Below are 16,356 nucleotides of genomic sequence, written 5' to 3'. Positions count from 1 at the left end.
TAACCCCTGGTTTTTTCAAAAAATTTTTTTATATTAATTGGTGGGCCGCCCGCCCGCGCGGCCCCCAACACTTTTAATAGCACTGTCCTTGATCCGCTCGTGGACCACATCTTAGGGCAATGCCGATAATACAACGATGCAGGTAACTATGAATATCTCAACAGACAATGCATAGTACTAACTAATATTCTTATTTTATATATCAACTATTTAGTTTTGACCTTAACTAAAGCAAAAAACTTGAACTATAATCCAAACGGCTATTTACAATAGCTGGATAAAACCTATGAAGCCGTACATCAGTATAATCATTTATTCTTTAATGACGATCATTTTAGCAATTGGGGTGATTGGATCTGTCAAAAAAGCAAGGACTAACAAGAGCTTCAGCTCCTTCGGCCTGATAGTAATTTATATAATTTGTTGCTTATACTCTTTATATAATCTGTCCAAGGTTCTGTTGGATTTTTTTCAGATCGTCAGAGAATAGCTAAAACAATGAATTCATTTACTTCTTCCTTTAAAACACTGCTGAGCATATCGATACAGATATGCTCAGCAGTGTTGATTTATTTTGCTTTCATGTGGCTCCAAATGTTTTTCAATAAGCTTCCATATAATCTAAGCTTATTAGGGCCTATGTTGCTCCTGACTACATTAGTATTCTTAAAGCGAAGCTGGCTTAAGCGACCCTACAAGTTAACCCTCATACCCAAATATACTTTACGCACCCTGACATTAAGTATTGTAGGTATAGTATTTTTTGAAGGGTTTACATTGCTGATAATGCTCCTTCTCTCAGATAGCAATCTGGATCATTATGTGAACCTTATAAGGGAAACTTTTGTCAATCCACTAAAGTATATGCCTGCTATCGTTAATATATACATACCTGCTGCTATGGAGGAAGTATTGTGCCGGTTCTTAATTTTATCTCTGCTTATATACAAAGGCATTAATCGTTACTGGTCTATTTTGATCAGTTCAATTGTTTTTTCACTTTGTCACGGTCAATATAATTATTATGTTTTAGTGTATATTATTTTTATTGGCATAGCGTTCGGTATGCTGTATTTAATGTTTCAAAATCTGGGTGTAGCTATAGGACTGCATTTTACCATTAATTATATGGTGCATTTCAGTCCCGGCTATAACGCCCATTCTTACTATTTACCCACAAGTGTTGCAGAAGTATGGGAGGGAAATACTCTTATTACTTATTACTGCATAGCCGTATTCTCTGCCTGGATCTACACCCAATACATCCGGCCTCGATTGCAGAAGCAACAGATAAGTTTATAAATAACATAGGGTCAGCATAGTGCTGACCCTGTGTTATGAAATGTATTTGCTATAATTATTAGTAAGCTGGCTGTAATGGTTTGGTACCCATAATGGTATCAATTTCTCCCAGTACTTCTGCCGTCAGTTTAGGCAGGATGTCCAGTGCTTTTAAATTCTCTGTCAATTGTGATTCTTTGGTAGCACCAATGATAGCTGTGGTCACATTCGGATTAGCGATAGTCCAAGCCAGGCTTAAAGTAGCCAGTGAGGTACCCAGTTCGTCCGCTACTTTTTTCAGATTGCGCACATCCTGTAATTTCTGATCGGTGATGGATTTGTCTTTCAGCCATTCAAAGCCGTCAAGAGACAGTCGGGAACCATCAGGTATACCATCGTTATACTTACCAGTCAGTAAACCGGAGGCCAGCGGGCTCCAGATGGTGGTACCCATGCCTACCGTTTTAAAGATCTGCAGGTACTCCTGCTCCATTTTATTGCGGTTGAAGAGGTTATACTCCGGCTGTTCCATCTTAGGGCCTTCCAGTCCCAGGCGTTGTGCAACAGCATGTGCTTCCATGATCTCGACACCACTCCATTCGCTGGTACCCCAGTAGAAGATTTTGCCCTGCTGGATCAATGTATTCATCGTACGCACGACTTCTTCAATAGGTACATGCTTATCGGGGCGGTGACAGAAATACAGATCCAGGTAATCTACCTGTAATCTTTTCAGCGCCTCATCACAGGCTTCCATAATATGTTTGCGGCCCAGTCCGTGCTGGTTAGGCTTATTTTCTTTCCCTCTCCAGCCAAAGAATACTTTACTGGATACTACATAGGATGTGCGATCCCAGTTTTTGGTTTTCAATACACGGCCCATCATTTTTTCTGATTCGCCCAGCGCGTACACTTCTGCATTATCAAAAAAGTTAACCCCGTTCTCATAAGCAATGCTCATCAGCCGGTCAGAGATACCATCATCAATCTGTTTGTGGAAAGTAACCCATGAACCGAATGATAATACACTCAGGTCCAGGCCGGTATTACCCATTTTACGATATTCCATATTGCTTTGATTATTGTTTTGTTGAAGATACAAATGTAGACTAATGATCTGCAGTAAAACGTTAGTTTATTCTTAAGCAGGCATCAATAAATATGATATAATCATCTTATTACAAAAGCGGGCCGCATATAAGAATGCGACCCGCTTTTGTAATGTTTTAATTGTATAAATTACTTGCTTCTGTCAAATTTATATCCGATACCAACCTGGATATTATTTGTTGCACCCAGATCGTTAGCACCGAATACACGGTCATATGGTCTTGGAGCGATGTAGTTATATCTTGCTTCCACAAAGAAACCTTTTACGATATAATAGTTTGCTCCTACCACACCGCCAATCTGGAATGGATTCAGGTTATCGCTGGTCTCTACTTTATCGCCCTGGGTAGAACCTGTTTTCAGGTTAGTATTAGAGGCCAGGTTGAAGTTAAAAGTAGGTCCTGCAAATACGCTGAAAGAAGGTGTAATAAAATATTTTGCTTCCAGCGGTACGCTGATAGAATGGAAACGGTTAATAGATACTACAGTTGCATTGTTCACCGTAGCTTTTGTTCTCAGGTTGTAAAAATCGTAGTTCGCCTCTAATTGCAGTTTGAATTTATCGCTTGGTTTCTTGAAGGAGAACTCTACCAATCCACCGGCATAACCACCTACACCGAATGGAGATGTAACGCCTGAAGTTTTATTTTCCAGCATAGAGTTAGAAAAGTTTGCACCTCCTTTAACTCCGAATCTAACTGATTGTGCATTTGTCGTCGTCGCAACAGCGGCCAGCGCTGCTACTGATAAAATCATCTTCTTCATAAAATTGCTATTTTGTTTGTTTTTGTTTGTTTACTACATGGTGCATAAAGCAGGCATGTCATTCATTTACAAAGGCAAAATAACGAAGCCGATGACTACAAAAGTCGGCCGGACGCGATTTTAGGATGTCTTTAACGGTGCATCCCTATTGAGCGGCAATTATTTTTAACGTACATTAAACAAATACATCAGCTTTACACTCCACACATTATTAAACTGCTCCTCCCTGCCGAAACTGCTCAGTGCGGCATTCGGTTTACGGATAGATGCCAGGGAATACTGAAACCTGGGCGAGACAAAAAAGCCATAGCCGATATGAAAATTAGCGGTAGCGAGGAAGCTCATATCCAGCTTACGGAAAGGAAAATTGTATACCTGTCCGCTTACGGTACTGATCTCCTCTTCGGAGGCTCCAAGGTAGCCCAGTGCAAAACCGGCACCATATATACTCTTGCGCGGCCCGCGCCAGTAATTAAGCTGTAAGGGAATCTCTGCATAGATCAAGGAGATTTTCTGCTGTTGCACATTGGTAGCGATACCACTACCGGAACCGAATGCTCCTTTTCCGGCATACAGCACTTCCATGCTCCAGGCCAGGGTACCCTCGACCGGAAGTCCGGCATTACGCACCGGCAAATACAGGATACCTCCACCGGCAGGACTAATCTTGTTATACCCTTTATACCCATCGCCATCTACCTGGGTAAAGTTGGCTCCGGCGAGCAGTCCGCCCACAGGGCGGGCATTATCATAATCATATTGCGCGCTGGCCGATGGCATATTAACCAAAGAAAACAGTACAATTAAGATAACTTTACTACCTTTATCCGATAATATTCTGAACATATTTCTGATCATAGGCATATATCTATATGAGTTTCAAATATACACCAAACACCCTAAAAAAAATGGAACAGCTTTTTGATGAAGCTAAGTACATTGTGCGGTATGAGAAAGGTACTTTTTCATCTGGTTACTGCATCCTGGAGCACAAAAAAGTGGTGGTGATCAATAAATTCTTAAATACAGAAGGACGCATCAATGCACTGATTGAGATCCTGCCTGATATTAAACTGGACGAGGACAGCCTGAGCGGTGAAATGCAAAAATGGTATGCACAACTGGGTCAGCGCCAGCAGGGAGACGATAACGGATCGGTACAATCTGAACTAAATCTTTAACACTCAAACCTTTTCTGTGAATATTACTTTTCTTGGCACCGGAACGTCTCAGGGTGTTCCCATGATCGGCTGTGGTTGCGAGGTATGTACCTCTGCCAACCCGAAAGACAACCGGTTACGATCGGCGGTCTGGCTGCAAAATGAAGATACCAGTGTGGTCATCGATAGCGGGCCGGACTTCCGCTACCAGATGTTGCGGGCCAAAGTAGAAACCCTGGACGGTATTGTATTTACGCATGGCCATAAGGATCATGTAGCCGGACTGGATGATGTACGGGCCTATAACTACTGGACCCAGAAAGACATTGACATATTTGCAAATCCGGATACGGAAGAGATATTAAGAAGAGAGTTTCAATATGCCTTCAGCAATATCCAGTACCCTGGCTTGCCGCAGCTGGCTATCCACTCCCTGACCGGACAGGACTTTACTGTAGGCAGTATGGATTTCCGTACGATTAAGGTGCTGCATTATAAACTGGAAGTATTTGGTTACCGTATTGGTGACTTTACTTATATTACAGATGCCAATTATATTGCTCCTGAAGAGATGGATAAGATCCGCGGGACAAAAATCCTGGTCTTAAATGCTCTTCGTCATGAAAAGCATATTTCTCATTTCACCCTGAACGAGGCTATTGACATTGCTCAGGAGATCGGGGCCGAACAAACTTATTTTACCCATATCAGCCATCAGTTAGGCCTGCATGATGAGATTAATACATCGCTCCCACAAGGAATATTCCTGGCCTATGACGGACTGAAGTTAACTTGCTAATGTTTTTCCTGCAGCTGTTTCTATATAATCTTTCTATTCAACTGTATGCTGCTGCGGCGGCGGTCATGGCTTTATTTCAAAATAAGGCCCGGCTTTTTGTGCAGGGACGGAAAGGTTTACTATCGCGCATTCAGAAAGACATGCAGGCAGAACAGCGCAAACGTATATGGATGCACTGTGCCAGCCTGGGCGAGTTCGAACAGGGCAGGCCACTGCTGGAGCAGCTGAGAGCCTCCTACCCTAACTATTGCCTTGTTCTGACTTTCTTTTCGCCTTCCGGATATGAAGTGCGCAAAAATTATAATGGGGCTGATTATATTTATTACCTCCCCCTGGATACGCCGGGCAATGCCCGGAAATTCGTAAAAGCTGTGGCGCCACAACTGGCGGTATTTGTAAAGTATGAGTTCTGGTATCATTACCTGCGCCAGCTACATAACCAGAAGATACACACGATCATTATCTCTACTATTTTTCAGCAAAGACATGCTTTCTTTAAATGGTATGGACAATTGCACCGTAAGATGCTGGGCTATTTCGACCACCTCTTTGTACAAACCGAATTATCGGTACAGTTACTGGATACCATTGGGGTGCACGATTGTACGCTTGTGGGAGATACCCGCCTGGACCGGGCAATGGCTATTGCTGCCGAACAAAAGGATATAGAGGGGATCGCTACATTTAAAGGCAATGATCAGTTGATCGTAGCTGGTAGTACCTGGGCAGCCGATGAGCAACTATTGGCAAAAACATTGGGTACTCTTCCCGAAGGTACCAAGTTAGTGATGGCACCGCATGAAATTGACGAGGTGCATATCAGACAGATACAGGACCTGTTCGGTTCACAAAGCTGCCTGTACGATCAGCCAGAACGCTTTGCATCAAGTCGTGTACTGATCGTCAACAGAATAGGACTACTAGCCTATCTATACCGTTATGCAGATTATGTTTGGATTGGTGGTGGCTTCAATAAAACGGGCATTCACAATAGTATCGAAGCAGCAGTATATGGCAAGGCATTATGCTGGGGGCCTAATTATGATCGCTACCAGGAGGCGCTGGACCTGATCGATTGCCAGGCGGCACAATCATGTACAGATGCTGAGGAACTGGCTGCACAACTCCGTGAATGGCAGGACAATACACAAAAATACACCTTTGCATCACAGGCATCATTAACATATGTCCTGAAACACAAAGGTGCAACACTGCGTATTATGCAATACTTAGCTACGCAAAATATTTTTTAACGGTGGTCAGTAAGGACTGATAAGTTTCATCTTCTTCCGACCAGTTATATTGTCCGCGCGCTTCATTGGAAATCCATTGTTCTGCTTCATTGAGCGTACTGCAGAAGTTTATCTTATCCAGGGTTGTCTCGTAAGCTGCTTTATTATTCGAAAACAGTTCATTCATAAACTGGTACTTATCATTGATCCCGATAAAAGAGCGTACATCTTTAAATGATTTCTGAAACAAATATCCGGATGTAGTATTATGTTCCGGTGCTGATTTTCGTTCCCCTTCGGGCTCCGCTAATATTACCGGCTCCAGATCCTGCTCCTCAGCGGTAACAGGCAGCTCCAGGTGTATTTCAGACTGGATCGGTTCATCCATATGTTCCAGCACAGGCTTTAAAGCTTCTTCTTCCGCTTCCGGCATGGTCTGTACTTCAGCTACCGGCTCTTCCTCTTCTGGCAATACGGGCTCTTCGGTGGCAATCTCTGCTACTTCATCAACTACATGCGGTGCTACTTCCTCCGGAGTTTCAGCAACGGCAACTTCAGTTTCTGCTTCAGCAGTCTCTTCTGCCACCGGCATTTCAGCTTCCGGTTCTTCAGCTTGTTCCGGCTCATGAGGAATAACCTCCGGCGCTGTAGTGGTCACAACAGGAATGGGTTCGGTTACGGGTGTCGGTTCAGGTGCTGTTGGTTCAGCATCCTGCACAACTGTTTGTTCTTCAGAAGTCGGAGCAGCCATAACCGGCTCTGCAGGCCATTCCGGGGCAGTAACAGCAGTATCTTCTGTAGCTTTACGCCATTCCAGCAGATCGGCATATAATACCCTGGTATAATCCAGCATAAGGTCTATATCTATGACTTGCTTATCTCCCTTCTGGTAATAAACATCCTGTATTTTCCGCAATAAGTTGTGTATCCGTTCCATGCTCAATGTAGTATAGCTACAAATATAAAAATCTTCTTAAAAAGTGAGTCCTAAAAGTAAGCCAATAGTTAAATGTTGGTCGAAATATTTTTCTTCCGCTATAATGGTCCGATCTCCGCCTCCTTTAAAAATGGCTACCTGAGCCGCATTGGTACTGCCATAACGGTTTGCCCCTACTTTGGTAGAAATATCCAGGCCTACCCTTATTGCCGAGCGGCCAAACAGCGGACGGCTTTCGTAGACCGGCGTTACACTGAAGAGCGATAAAATACCGCCTATATCTATAGGCTCTGTACCACCGTAATCATAATCGATATACGCTCTTATATCTTCAGCTGGTTGCCCGCTAAGCATATAGGCTTGCTTCACCAGCACAACATCCGTTTTGATGTTGTTGGAAGAGAGGGCGGTATAGTTCAATTCCAGGCCCAGACGGCTGCCGTTCTGCCAACGTTTGGCAATAATGCCTGCCCCTACCTTTATTGTAGTATAATAATTGGTAAAATCTGAGCGATACAGGACTGTTCGTTGCTCAGGATCAGTTACCGTAAAAGCTGAGGGCTGTTGCAGTATACCCAGCCCCAGCCGCAGATAAAATCCGTTTTTCTCCCCGGTTGCATTCAGTGATAAGCCCAGATTACTTTTTGCCGGCAGGCTGATCAGTCCTCTTTTAGCACCTTGTATATCCACGCCATTGATTTGCTGTTGCCAGGCGCCTTCTGCAAAAAAGCGAAAGGTTGCTTTCTTTTTCTGTGCCGATGCATTGATGCCCGGTGCTGCAATGCCTGAAAGGATCAGACAGCAGATAATGTTCTTTATATTCATGGTAGTCTGGTTTAATTAATGCGGAATGTATAAGTTGTGTCTCTGAATACAACACCGTCTGTAGTCGTCAGCTCTGTTACGAACTGCTGCGGACTGCCGGACACGGAAGGTCCCTGCTTTAACCGGCAGAATACGGACGGCACGAAATACTCCTGCGCGATATTCATCGATTGCAACACGGTATTGTACGCCGCAGCATTAAGCCAGTTACGGCTATCCTCATCCATGAAGTCGCAGATGGCACTGATCTCGTCACCGGCATGGTAACCGGCATTATAATCATTCAGGGTATAGATATGAAAGGACCGGATCTGCTCCAGGAAATTATATCTTGGTGGGCCCGGTTTAAAGGCCAGGGCCTGATTGCCCAGGTGCAACTGATTGATCCCGGTCAGGAATTTGTGGGTTTCTATTTGGGTATTGATCCCTAACTGCTGGTAGCTGATCGTATCAGACTCCTGGATGACCTCCCGGGTAGAAAAACCGGACACGTTATCTTCAACATACCGCACAGGATACGAATTAAGGTTTTTGATCAGTACATTATAAGTATTGCGGGCACAGGAAGTCGCACCAATAATCCAGGCCAGCAGGGTGAGGCCGGTAAAGGCAAAAGAGGTCAGTATCAGTTTTTTCATAAAAGGTAAATAAGGGTTGACAAGGAATATATATCACTATATATAGACGTATGACTGTTATTATTTCTTAGTGTGCATTCATAAAAAAAGGAGCATTTGTAATGCTCCTTTTTTATTGCTCTACATCGTAGAAGATCTTGTAGTATTTACGTCCTTCTTCATCAATCCCCTGCTCGATCTGACTGCGGTCACCGTGAATGTAAATATGAAAATTCTTATCCAGTTTGATCACACTTTTAAAATTACGGGCCTGCTTTTTCAGGGCTGCTGCAGAAATATCAAATTCATTTTCTACCTGCACTTCATACTGCTGCTCATAGCCCTGCTTATATTGCGCAAAGCGGTCTATGATGTCGGGTTGTGCCATTACCTCCTGTTCAAACTCATCCATGCTGAAAGATTCATGCTCCTTAAAGTATTGCACGGAGCGGTTCAGCAGATCGGCCTGGTCGGCTTTAGACACATCAAAGGCCTGTGGCAGATCCTCCATCACAAAATTCTTGTACATAGACAGGGTTTGTGAGGTATGAAAATACTCATTCTGCTGTTGCTGCACTTTCAGGAACTCGTCAAACCAATACTGTGCTTCGGTAGATTTGTTCAGGTTATCGACAACGGCCACAATAGGATGCTCATCCTGCGGGCGCTTAATAATCAGGCTTCCTTTATCCAGTTTATTAATGTTTACACCTTCTTGTTTCTCGATAGAGAAGTTATCATTTTTCGGATGCACCTTCAGGAATACATCTTTATTTTCTGATTTAAAAATGCCTATTGCCGGCACTTCCTCACCCTGGAAAACATAGTCAGGGAAGTACACCACATACAGTTCCCCACCCTTTACCTTGGGGTGAATACTCTTCTGGTACAAATGCTTGGCAATGGCCCTTGATTGCTCATGCAGGGTTTCCGGTGCTTCAAATATCTGTTGTGCATAAGTATAGATCTCGTTCAGCGACAACTGCGTTTCATGATAAAATTCGTAAAGGGTATCGAATTTAAAGGGAGATAAGAAATAGGTCTGCAATAAAGCATCTATCTCCTCCTCCAGGTGCAGCAGTCCGTCCGATAGAAAATATCCTTCATCATTCGTCTTATTACCTACCTTATGTAAAGCGATTTGTAACATATATCAATCCTCTGTGTTTATTATACGGTTGTGGAACTATTCTTTTTGTCTTCTTCTCTCTTGGCCAGCTGGCGGTTATAGTGAAACAGGCGACCACGGGTAAAGGTGTAGTATGCCAGCAGGGCACTCAGTCCCATCAGCAAACCACCCAGCACAAATGAAGCCCCCGGGAAATATACCGGTGCTTTTTTATGCGTAAAGAAGTAAAAAGTATTGGTCATCAACGGCGGCCCGATGATAGAAGTAGCGCTCATCAGGCTGGTCAGTGCGCCCTGCAGCTCTCCCTGCTCATTGGCCGGTACTTTCGAGGTAATCACCGATTGCAATGCCGGTCCTGCAATACCACCCAGGCAATACGGGATCAGGAAAGCGTACATCATCCAGCTTTGTGTAGCCCAAGCGAAGAGGAACATACCTATGGTATACAGTCCCAGCCCCATGTAAATGCTTTTTTCATTACCCAGCTTCGGATTGATCCAGCGGATCAGTACCCCTTGTACCAGACCCACCAGCACACCCATTACACCAAGGGAAATACCAATGGTTTTTTCGGTCCAGCCGAATCTAAACATGGTAAAATAGCTCCAGTTGCTTTGTACGGCATGAGAACCTACATATACCAGGGTAAGGGAAATAATGAGCCATAACAGTTCGGGATACTTTTTCAGGCTCAGCAGGGAACCGATAGGGTTTGCTCTCTTCCAGTCGAAAGGACGACGCAGCTCGGGTCTCAGAGACTCCGGCAGGATGAAGAAGCCATACAGGAAATTGATCAGGCATAAAATAGCAGCGGCCATAAAAGGCACTTTAGGTCCCAGGCTACCCAACAGTCCGCCTAATAATGGTCCGATAATAAATCCTAAACCAAAAGCAGCCCCGATCAGACCAAAGTTCTTGGCACGATCTTTTTCCGTACTGATATCGGCAATATAGGCACTGGCAGTGGTTACACTGGCACCGGTAATACCGGCCAGTACACGACCGACCATCAGCCAGGCAAAAGTTGGTGCGAAATAAAGGAATACGTAGTCGAGCGAGAAGCCCACTAAGGAAAGTAAAATAACGGGTCTGCGTCCGAATTTATCACTCAGGTTGCCCACAACAGGAGCAAATACAAACTGCGTCAGTGCATAGGCAAAGGTCAGCCAGCCACCATAGGTAGCCGCACCGCTGGCATCAACATGCAGCATTTCTTCCAGTAATTTAGGAATAACCGGAATAATAATGCCCCATCCGATGATATCGATGAGTAAGGTGATAAAAATAAACCCGATTGCAGCATTCTTCTTGTTTTTTTGCATAGATCTTTGATTTTGAGCAAAGATAAATGCATTAAAACGATTTTCCCTATAGGCTTAAAGAGACTTATCCAAAAGATTATATGTTATAAATTGACATTAATCTCCATCAGGATATTTTCACAGAAGTCATGGTCAGTGAGCCAGCCACAGCCTTATCATTAAACAGATCAGTAGCTTCGTTTTGTTCCTGCAAAGCCAGGATATAGATCAATGGTAAGTAATGCTCGGGAGATGGTATGGCCATGTCAAATGCACGGCCTTGCTTACGGAATTCGACCAGTGCTTTATGGTTACCATCCAGGATAAAATCTTTCATTTTACCGTTGGCTTCCAGGGCCCAGTCATAGGCATAATTATCTTTATCAAAGTTCTGCCAGTCTACTGCACCAAGGTTGTGTACCATATTGCCACTACCAATGATGAGCACACCTTTCCTACGCAATGCAGCCAGTTGGCGGGCTATTTCATAATGTCTTTCCGGGCTTGCGGTATAGTCAATACTCATCTGTATGACCGGTACATCTGCATCGGGATACATATGTTTGATCACACTCCAGGCACCGTGATCCAGTCCCCATCGGTCATCGAGGTGCACATCTGTTCCGGTAAGCAGGTCCCTGGTCATGCGGGCCAGTTCCGGGCTGCCTTTTGCAGGGTATTCCACAGCAAAGAGCTCTTTCGGAAAACCTCCGAAATCATGAATTGTCCTGGGCATTTCCATAGCAGTCACCATGGTTCCTTTTGTTTCCCAGTGTGCAGAGATGCAAATGATCGCTTTAGGCTTGGGTATACCTTTAGCCGCATTGCGGAATCCCTGTACAAATTCGTTCTCCTCAATTGCATTCATCGGACTACCGTGTCCTAAAAACAAAACAGGCATTTTGTCTGTAGGGGTAAAGGTATCCGTCATCGTCTGCAGGGCGCCTAATTTAGTCGCTACACCTGCCAGGGGTAAAAGTGCCATAGTTCTTAAAAAATGCTTTCTGTTCATGATAATCAGTTACAAAAATAGGAGCGATGTCCCTTAGACATCGCTCTGCACGGGATCAACCGGTAAACTAGTGGACAATCATTGCTGATCCTGGCACTGTTTCATTCAGTGCCGCGCAGAGCGAGGGGTATAAAGGATAATTATTTTAAGCGGGTTGCTGTACAAACTGTACTTCTGCGTCGATTTTCACCTCTTCGCTCACCAGTACACCACCGGTTTCCAGTGCAGCGTTCCAGGTCAGACCGAAATCGGTACGGTTGATTTTACCTTTCACAGAGAAACCTGCTTTCTGATTACCCCATGGATCTTTGTTCACACCACCATAAGTAACCTCTAAGCTTACTTCTTTGGTAATATCTTTGATGGTCAGATCACCGGTAAGGGTATACTCATCGTCATCAACTTTCTTGAACGATTTGCTGGTAAAGGTAATTGAAGGGTATTGTGCTGCATCGAAGAAATCAGGACTTTTCAGGTGACCATCACGATCGTTGTTGTTGGTAAATACAGATTCCGTATCGATTTTCACTGTAACCGGAGCGCTGGTAAAATCTTCACCATCGATTGCAGCACTGAATGTGCGGAATTCACCTTTCACATTAGTGATCATCAGGTGTTTTACTTTGAATAACAGTTCGCTGTGTGTTGGGTCCAGAGCCCATTTTACGTTTGCCATAATATTTTTTGTTTAGATATTTACGTTTGATTTACAATGCAAAGATCCGACACAAAACATATGCGCTGGTTACACTTTTGAGACAAAGTGTTGTAAAATCAGGAAGCGATCTTTCTCATTTCTTCCCTGAACTCTGTCGGCGTCATGCCGCTTTTCTTCTTGAAAACATTGGTAAAATAAGACTTCTCTTTATAACCCAGGTCAAAACCGATTTCAGATACCGTTTTATCTGTACTCACCAGCAAATGCTTTGCTTCGGTCAGTTTACGGGTCTCAATGATCTCTGAAATGCTTTGCTGCATTATGTTTCGGGCTATGAGGTTGAGGTTTTTGGTGCTCATAAAGAGCATTTCGGCATAATAATTTACACCAAGCGGCCGCTTATAGTTATCCTCCAGCAGTTGCAGGAATTGCTTAAAGGTTTCATTCTGGGTCTGTACAATTGTATTGTGCTCGAGGTCCTGTTTGCGGCGCTCCGCTTCCATCATCGCGAAAAGGGCACTCAGCAGGTAGCGCAGCACGGTTTCATCCGGTGCGGATGCCAGGGTCTCATCATGCATGATCTCACAGAGTTTGGCCATGCGTTCGAAACAGAAATCTTTGGGTAAAATAATATTGGCACTATCGTGGTAGAAGGCATATAAGTGAAATATCAATTCCGGGATAAACTCGCTGCGAAAGCGCAATACCCAGAACTCCAGTTCCCCGTCTATAGCACGGGACTGTACCTTATGTAGCTTGCCTTTGGCAATAAAGCTTACAAAAGGGGCATCCAGCTCCACCGACCGGAAGTCGATAAAATGGGTCAGATGCCCCTTTACTCCTATAATCAGTTCTTCATAGCTATGAAAATGCGGATTATTACTCCCCTGCTCTATACGTAAAGCCTCTTCGGGGGTTAATTTGAATATCCTTAGTTTTTCCTGCATAATGATGTAACCGGGCTTTTATTATGAATAAAAAGCAGAGATGTGGGAGTAGCTCTGTATGCTGTATGTACAATTAAATACCAAACTGGTTAAAATGATGGTCCAGGTGTTTGGCCAGCATTATATTCCATTGTCCGGAACTCAGTTTGCCAAAGGAGTGCGATTCCTTACCTTCAAAATGAGCAGCACCCAATTGTTGTACCTGGTGCATAAACCCGGTCAGGCGCACTTTTTCCCGCTCAAAATCACGGCTATCGGTAATGATAAAGCTGGGAGCCGTAGGCATACCCTCTTTATAGGGTTTCGGACTGGTCACCATCGACTTCACCAGCCATTTCAGCATCAGTTTACGTAAACCCTTAGGAGCCGGGTGTTTTTCCGGTTCAAAGATCATTTCATAAGCTACATTCAGATGAGCCAGTACCTGTGGCGCATTCATTTTGCCCCATTTAGGCTGTGTTTCCGGTTTTAAGGTCTGCAAACGATCGAGATAAGACTGTACAACGTTTGCATCAAAGATGTTGTTCATATACACAAGTGATTTATTCCGGCAAAAGAAACAAAAAAAGCAGACATTCCTTGCATCGGCATGGTAACAATTTACGAAATAATCTGCTGTTAATATGTAGTGTTCAACAAATCAATATCATATTAAAACAATACATATATTAACGCTCAAATAACATTAAATACAAAGAAATATGGGAGGAAAAGAAATAATTTCATACTGCACATTTAAAATATAACACCTATGATTAAAAGGATTTTTACAGTATCAAGCTTTATTATAGCCACCCTGACTGCCCATGCTACATTCGCCTATGTAGAAATGGGAAATGCTTATGTTATGGGGTCTGCTCTCTATTGTAGCGGAATGGCTCCATGTTTCTCTGATTTCAATAATGGATGCCAGCAATTCCAGAGTGGGACAAAGTATAAAATTTATAATGTTGATGGTAAAGGTGGATGGACGGAATACATTATCTATTCAGAGCATGATGATGCAATTAATGAAAACAACAGGAAAAGCCAGCAGCAAGGCTTTAATGAAGGTTCTTCATTCACGGTCGAACCTGTATCTGCTGTTGCGCATTAAATTAATAGTATCATTATCAAACCCGATCGCTGTTTATCATAAACAGCGATCGTTCTTTAACCCCTATTTATGAAAATCGCCTACCCTTTCCTGTTGCTGTGTTTACTTTGCTGCGGGCAGCTACCGGCACAGAATAATATATTCATCGCCTTCAACATTAACGATTGTGCTTCCTGCAGCCGCAATATGAGTTATATAGATTATCTGCAGCCACACATCAGTAATAACATAATCCTGTCACAAAACCTGCGTAAGGATTCAGCCTATATTAGCGATAACTTTTACCTGAGCCAATATGGATTCCACTATATCTGGTCAGACAGCATGTATGGACAGTGGGCACCGGCCGGCTATTCTTCTATTGCCTTGTTGCAGGATGACGGGGAGCATAGGTTAATGATGCCGCTGAAACAGTTTACACAAAACGAAGCTGTCATTTTTAATACCCTGTCTCAACCGCTGCTCAACATAAATGCCGACAGTCTGGACATCAACCCACGTCGAGTGAAGAGCGAAGGCTTTACACTCTGGATGCAGGACCGTGTGCGTATGCGCATTTATGCATATCACTTACTGACCCGAAACCGGATAATGCTGGAATGTACAGACTCAATCAATAGCCTGGCTTACGATATATTCCGCGGGCTATATACTTACAAAAAAGAAATAGAAGCCCTGACCGAATTGGGTGTACCCAAAAAGAATGAAATTGAGGACTTCTGGTATGAGGGAGATACTATTTTTGTCCTTTCCAAACATAAATACGTCGACAGCAATATTAAAATCTATAATGATATCGTAGTTAATTATTTTCATTCCATTACTAAATTCACTAAAAACGGTAGCCATATCAGTACCAGTGCATTACCTGTACGGCTGCATGCAACAGACAGTAATTACTATTACTTGCCTGGTCTCCATCAATACAAGGGTATATTATATAGTGCAATCGGACATGGTAACCGGCAACAGACAGGCAGAAAATACCTCTGCACTTTACAGCAACATGGTAATTGGTACCAGACAAGCAGCTTACTGCCTCTTACCCTCCCTCCAAAGCATTATCAGGAGGGGCTAAACCACTCGATAGCCTTGTATGACAAAAACTATTGTATGCTGCCGCTTGAAGGTAAAATATATAATATGCTGAAACCGGAAACGGTATACGATTTGCACCTGGTTCCTGAAAACAATAAAAGCAGTACTCTTTTTGAAAAACCTGAAATGTACATAGCAGACTTTAAAGTAAGCCAGCAGGTCATCCGGGTTTTATATGCAGACAACCGGGACAGTCAATATCACCTGGCACTCTATAACCGTAAGGATATGCACCTGATAAAGGATACTGCTTGTTTTCCTATTAATCCGGCAATGGTAGCGCCCGTTATCTGTGACTACAATTACAATATGCTGGTATTTGCCGAGTCTGATAGAATATATATTAAGAAAGTACTTTAATAAAATAAGAGGGATCTACGTTGTATCGT

General features: G+C 43.4%; 18 protein-coding genes. 6 read left to right on the top strand and 12 right to left on the bottom strand.

Features of this window, described 5'->3' with window-relative positions; all coding sequences use genetic code 11:
• The first annotated feature begins 498 nt into the window (after nt 1-498).
• Nucleotides 499-1,302 carry a CPBP family intramembrane glutamic endopeptidase gene (locus FTD44_RS16245; protein ID WP_222167024.1) on the top strand — a complete coding sequence of 268 codons (804 nt, stop codon included), beginning with the start codon at nt 499-501 and terminating at the stop codon, nt 1,300-1,302.
• 58 nt (nt 1,303-1,360) lie between these two features.
• Here FTD44_RS16245 and FTD44_RS14000 read toward each other — a convergent pair whose 3' ends face one another.
• The 3 genes from FTD44_RS14000 to FTD44_RS13990 all read right to left on the bottom strand — a co-directional run bounded on the left by FTD44_RS14000 (nt 1,361) and on the right by FTD44_RS13990 (nt 4,002).
• Entirely contained in the window at nt 1,361-2,350 is a 990-nt protein-coding gene (locus FTD44_RS14000) for a potassium channel beta subunit family protein (protein WP_222167023.1), read from the bottom strand.
• Between the two features lie 170 nt (nt 2,351-2,520).
• Nucleotides 2,521-3,156, bottom strand: coding sequence for a porin family protein (locus tag FTD44_RS13995; protein WP_222167022.1), 636 nt, complete (start codon nt 3,154-3,156; stop codon nt 2,521-2,523).
• Between the two features lie 165 nt (nt 3,157-3,321).
• Nucleotides 3,322-4,002, bottom strand: a complete 681-nt coding sequence (locus FTD44_RS13990) for a hypothetical protein (protein WP_222167021.1) — start codon at nt 4,000-4,002, stop codon at nt 3,322-3,324.
• Nucleotides 4,003-4,064: 62 nt separating this feature from the next.
• Here FTD44_RS13990 and FTD44_RS13985 point away from each other — a divergent pair, with 62 nt between their 5' ends.
• From FTD44_RS13985 to FTD44_RS13975, 3 genes are read left to right on the top strand one after another with little or no spacing between them, the layout of a single operon-like run.
• Nucleotides 4,065-4,337, top strand: coding sequence for a hypothetical protein (locus FTD44_RS13985; protein ID WP_246625440.1), 273 nt, complete (start codon nt 4,065-4,067; stop codon nt 4,335-4,337).
• A gap of 16 nt (nt 4,338-4,353) precedes the next feature.
• The gene (locus FTD44_RS13980; protein ID WP_317196841.1) at nt 4,354-5,115 is read left to right on the top strand and encodes an MBL fold metallo-hydrolase; all 762 of its coding nucleotides are present in this window, start codon (nt 4,354-4,356) and stop codon (nt 5,113-5,115) included.
• Nucleotides 5,115-6,368: a 3-deoxy-D-manno-octulosonic acid transferase gene (locus FTD44_RS13975; protein ID WP_222167019.1), complete on the top strand. Its 1,254-nt coding sequence runs from the start codon at nt 5,115-5,117 to the stop codon at nt 6,366-6,368. The genes FTD44_RS13980 and FTD44_RS13975 overlap by 1 nt, the downstream gene beginning before the upstream one ends.
• Here the strand turns inward: FTD44_RS13975 and FTD44_RS13970 are convergent.
• From FTD44_RS13970 to FTD44_RS13930, 9 genes are all read right to left on the bottom strand, one after another.
• Complete coding sequence (locus tag FTD44_RS13970) at nt 6,349-7,284, bottom strand: hypothetical protein (protein ID WP_222167018.1); 936 nt, start codon at nt 7,282-7,284, stop codon at nt 6,349-6,351. The two genes, FTD44_RS13975 and FTD44_RS13970, sit on opposite strands and share 20 nt — an antisense overlap.
• Nucleotides 7,285-7,320: 36 nt before the next feature.
• A complete protein-coding gene (locus tag FTD44_RS13965) occupies nt 7,321-8,109 on the bottom strand; it encodes a hypothetical protein (RefSeq protein WP_222167017.1) in 789 nt (262 codons plus the stop codon).
• An 11-nt stretch (nt 8,110-8,120) separates the two neighbouring features.
• Nucleotides 8,121-8,747, bottom strand: coding sequence for a glycoside hydrolase family protein (locus FTD44_RS13960; protein WP_222167016.1), 627 nt, complete (start codon nt 8,745-8,747; stop codon nt 8,121-8,123).
• A 112-nt stretch (nt 8,748-8,859) separates the two neighbouring features.
• Nucleotides 8,860-9,876: a nucleoid-associated protein gene (locus FTD44_RS13955; RefSeq protein ID WP_222167015.1), complete on the bottom strand. Its 1,017-nt coding sequence runs from the start codon at nt 9,874-9,876 to the stop codon at nt 8,860-8,862.
• A 20-nt stretch (nt 9,877-9,896) separates the two neighbouring features.
• Nucleotides 9,897-11,177: a TCR/Tet family MFS transporter gene (locus FTD44_RS13950; protein WP_222167014.1), complete on the bottom strand. Its 1,281-nt coding sequence runs from the start codon at nt 11,175-11,177 to the stop codon at nt 9,897-9,899.
• 106 nt (nt 11,178-11,283) lie between these two features.
• The gene (ygiD, locus tag FTD44_RS13945) at nt 11,284-12,168 is read right to left on the bottom strand and encodes a 4,5-DOPA-extradiol-dioxygenase (protein WP_222167013.1); all 885 of its coding nucleotides are present in this window, start codon (nt 12,166-12,168) and stop codon (nt 11,284-11,286) included.
• A gap of 145 nt (nt 12,169-12,313) precedes the next feature.
• Nucleotides 12,314-12,844 (bottom strand): YceI family protein, encoded by a 531-nt coding sequence (locus tag FTD44_RS13940; RefSeq protein WP_222167012.1) that lies wholly within the window; start codon nt 12,842-12,844, stop codon nt 12,314-12,316.
• A gap of 98 nt (nt 12,845-12,942) precedes the next feature.
• Complete coding sequence (locus FTD44_RS13935) at nt 12,943-13,773, bottom strand: helix-turn-helix domain-containing protein (RefSeq protein WP_222167011.1); 831 nt, start codon at nt 13,771-13,773, stop codon at nt 12,943-12,945.
• Between the two features lie 73 nt (nt 13,774-13,846).
• On the bottom strand, nt 13,847-14,302 hold the full coding sequence (locus FTD44_RS13930) for a DUF1569 domain-containing protein (protein ID WP_222167010.1): 456 nt from the start codon (nt 14,300-14,302) through the stop codon (nt 13,847-13,849).
• Between the two features lie 222 nt (nt 14,303-14,524).
• Between FTD44_RS13930 and FTD44_RS13925 the strand changes: the two genes are divergently transcribed.
• Both FTD44_RS13925 and FTD44_RS13920 read left to right on the top strand, forming a co-directional pair.
• Nucleotides 14,525-14,869 (top strand): hypothetical protein, encoded by a 345-nt coding sequence (locus FTD44_RS13925; protein WP_222167009.1) that lies wholly within the window; start codon nt 14,525-14,527, stop codon nt 14,867-14,869.
• A gap of 69 nt (nt 14,870-14,938) precedes the next feature.
• On the top strand, nt 14,939-16,327 hold the full coding sequence (locus tag FTD44_RS13920; protein ID WP_222167008.1) for a hypothetical protein: 1,389 nt from the start codon (nt 14,939-14,941) through the stop codon (nt 16,325-16,327).
• The last annotated feature ends 29 nt before the right edge of the window (nt 16,328-16,356 follow it).

The organism is Edaphocola aurantiacus, assembly GCF_019797745.1.
In the GTDB taxonomy this organism is placed as follows: Bacteria; Bacteroidota; Bacteroidia; order Chitinophagales; family Chitinophagaceae; genus Edaphocola; species Edaphocola aurantiacus.
Note: the sequence above shows the minus strand (reverse complement) of the source record. Positions and strands in the feature narration are given on the sequence as shown.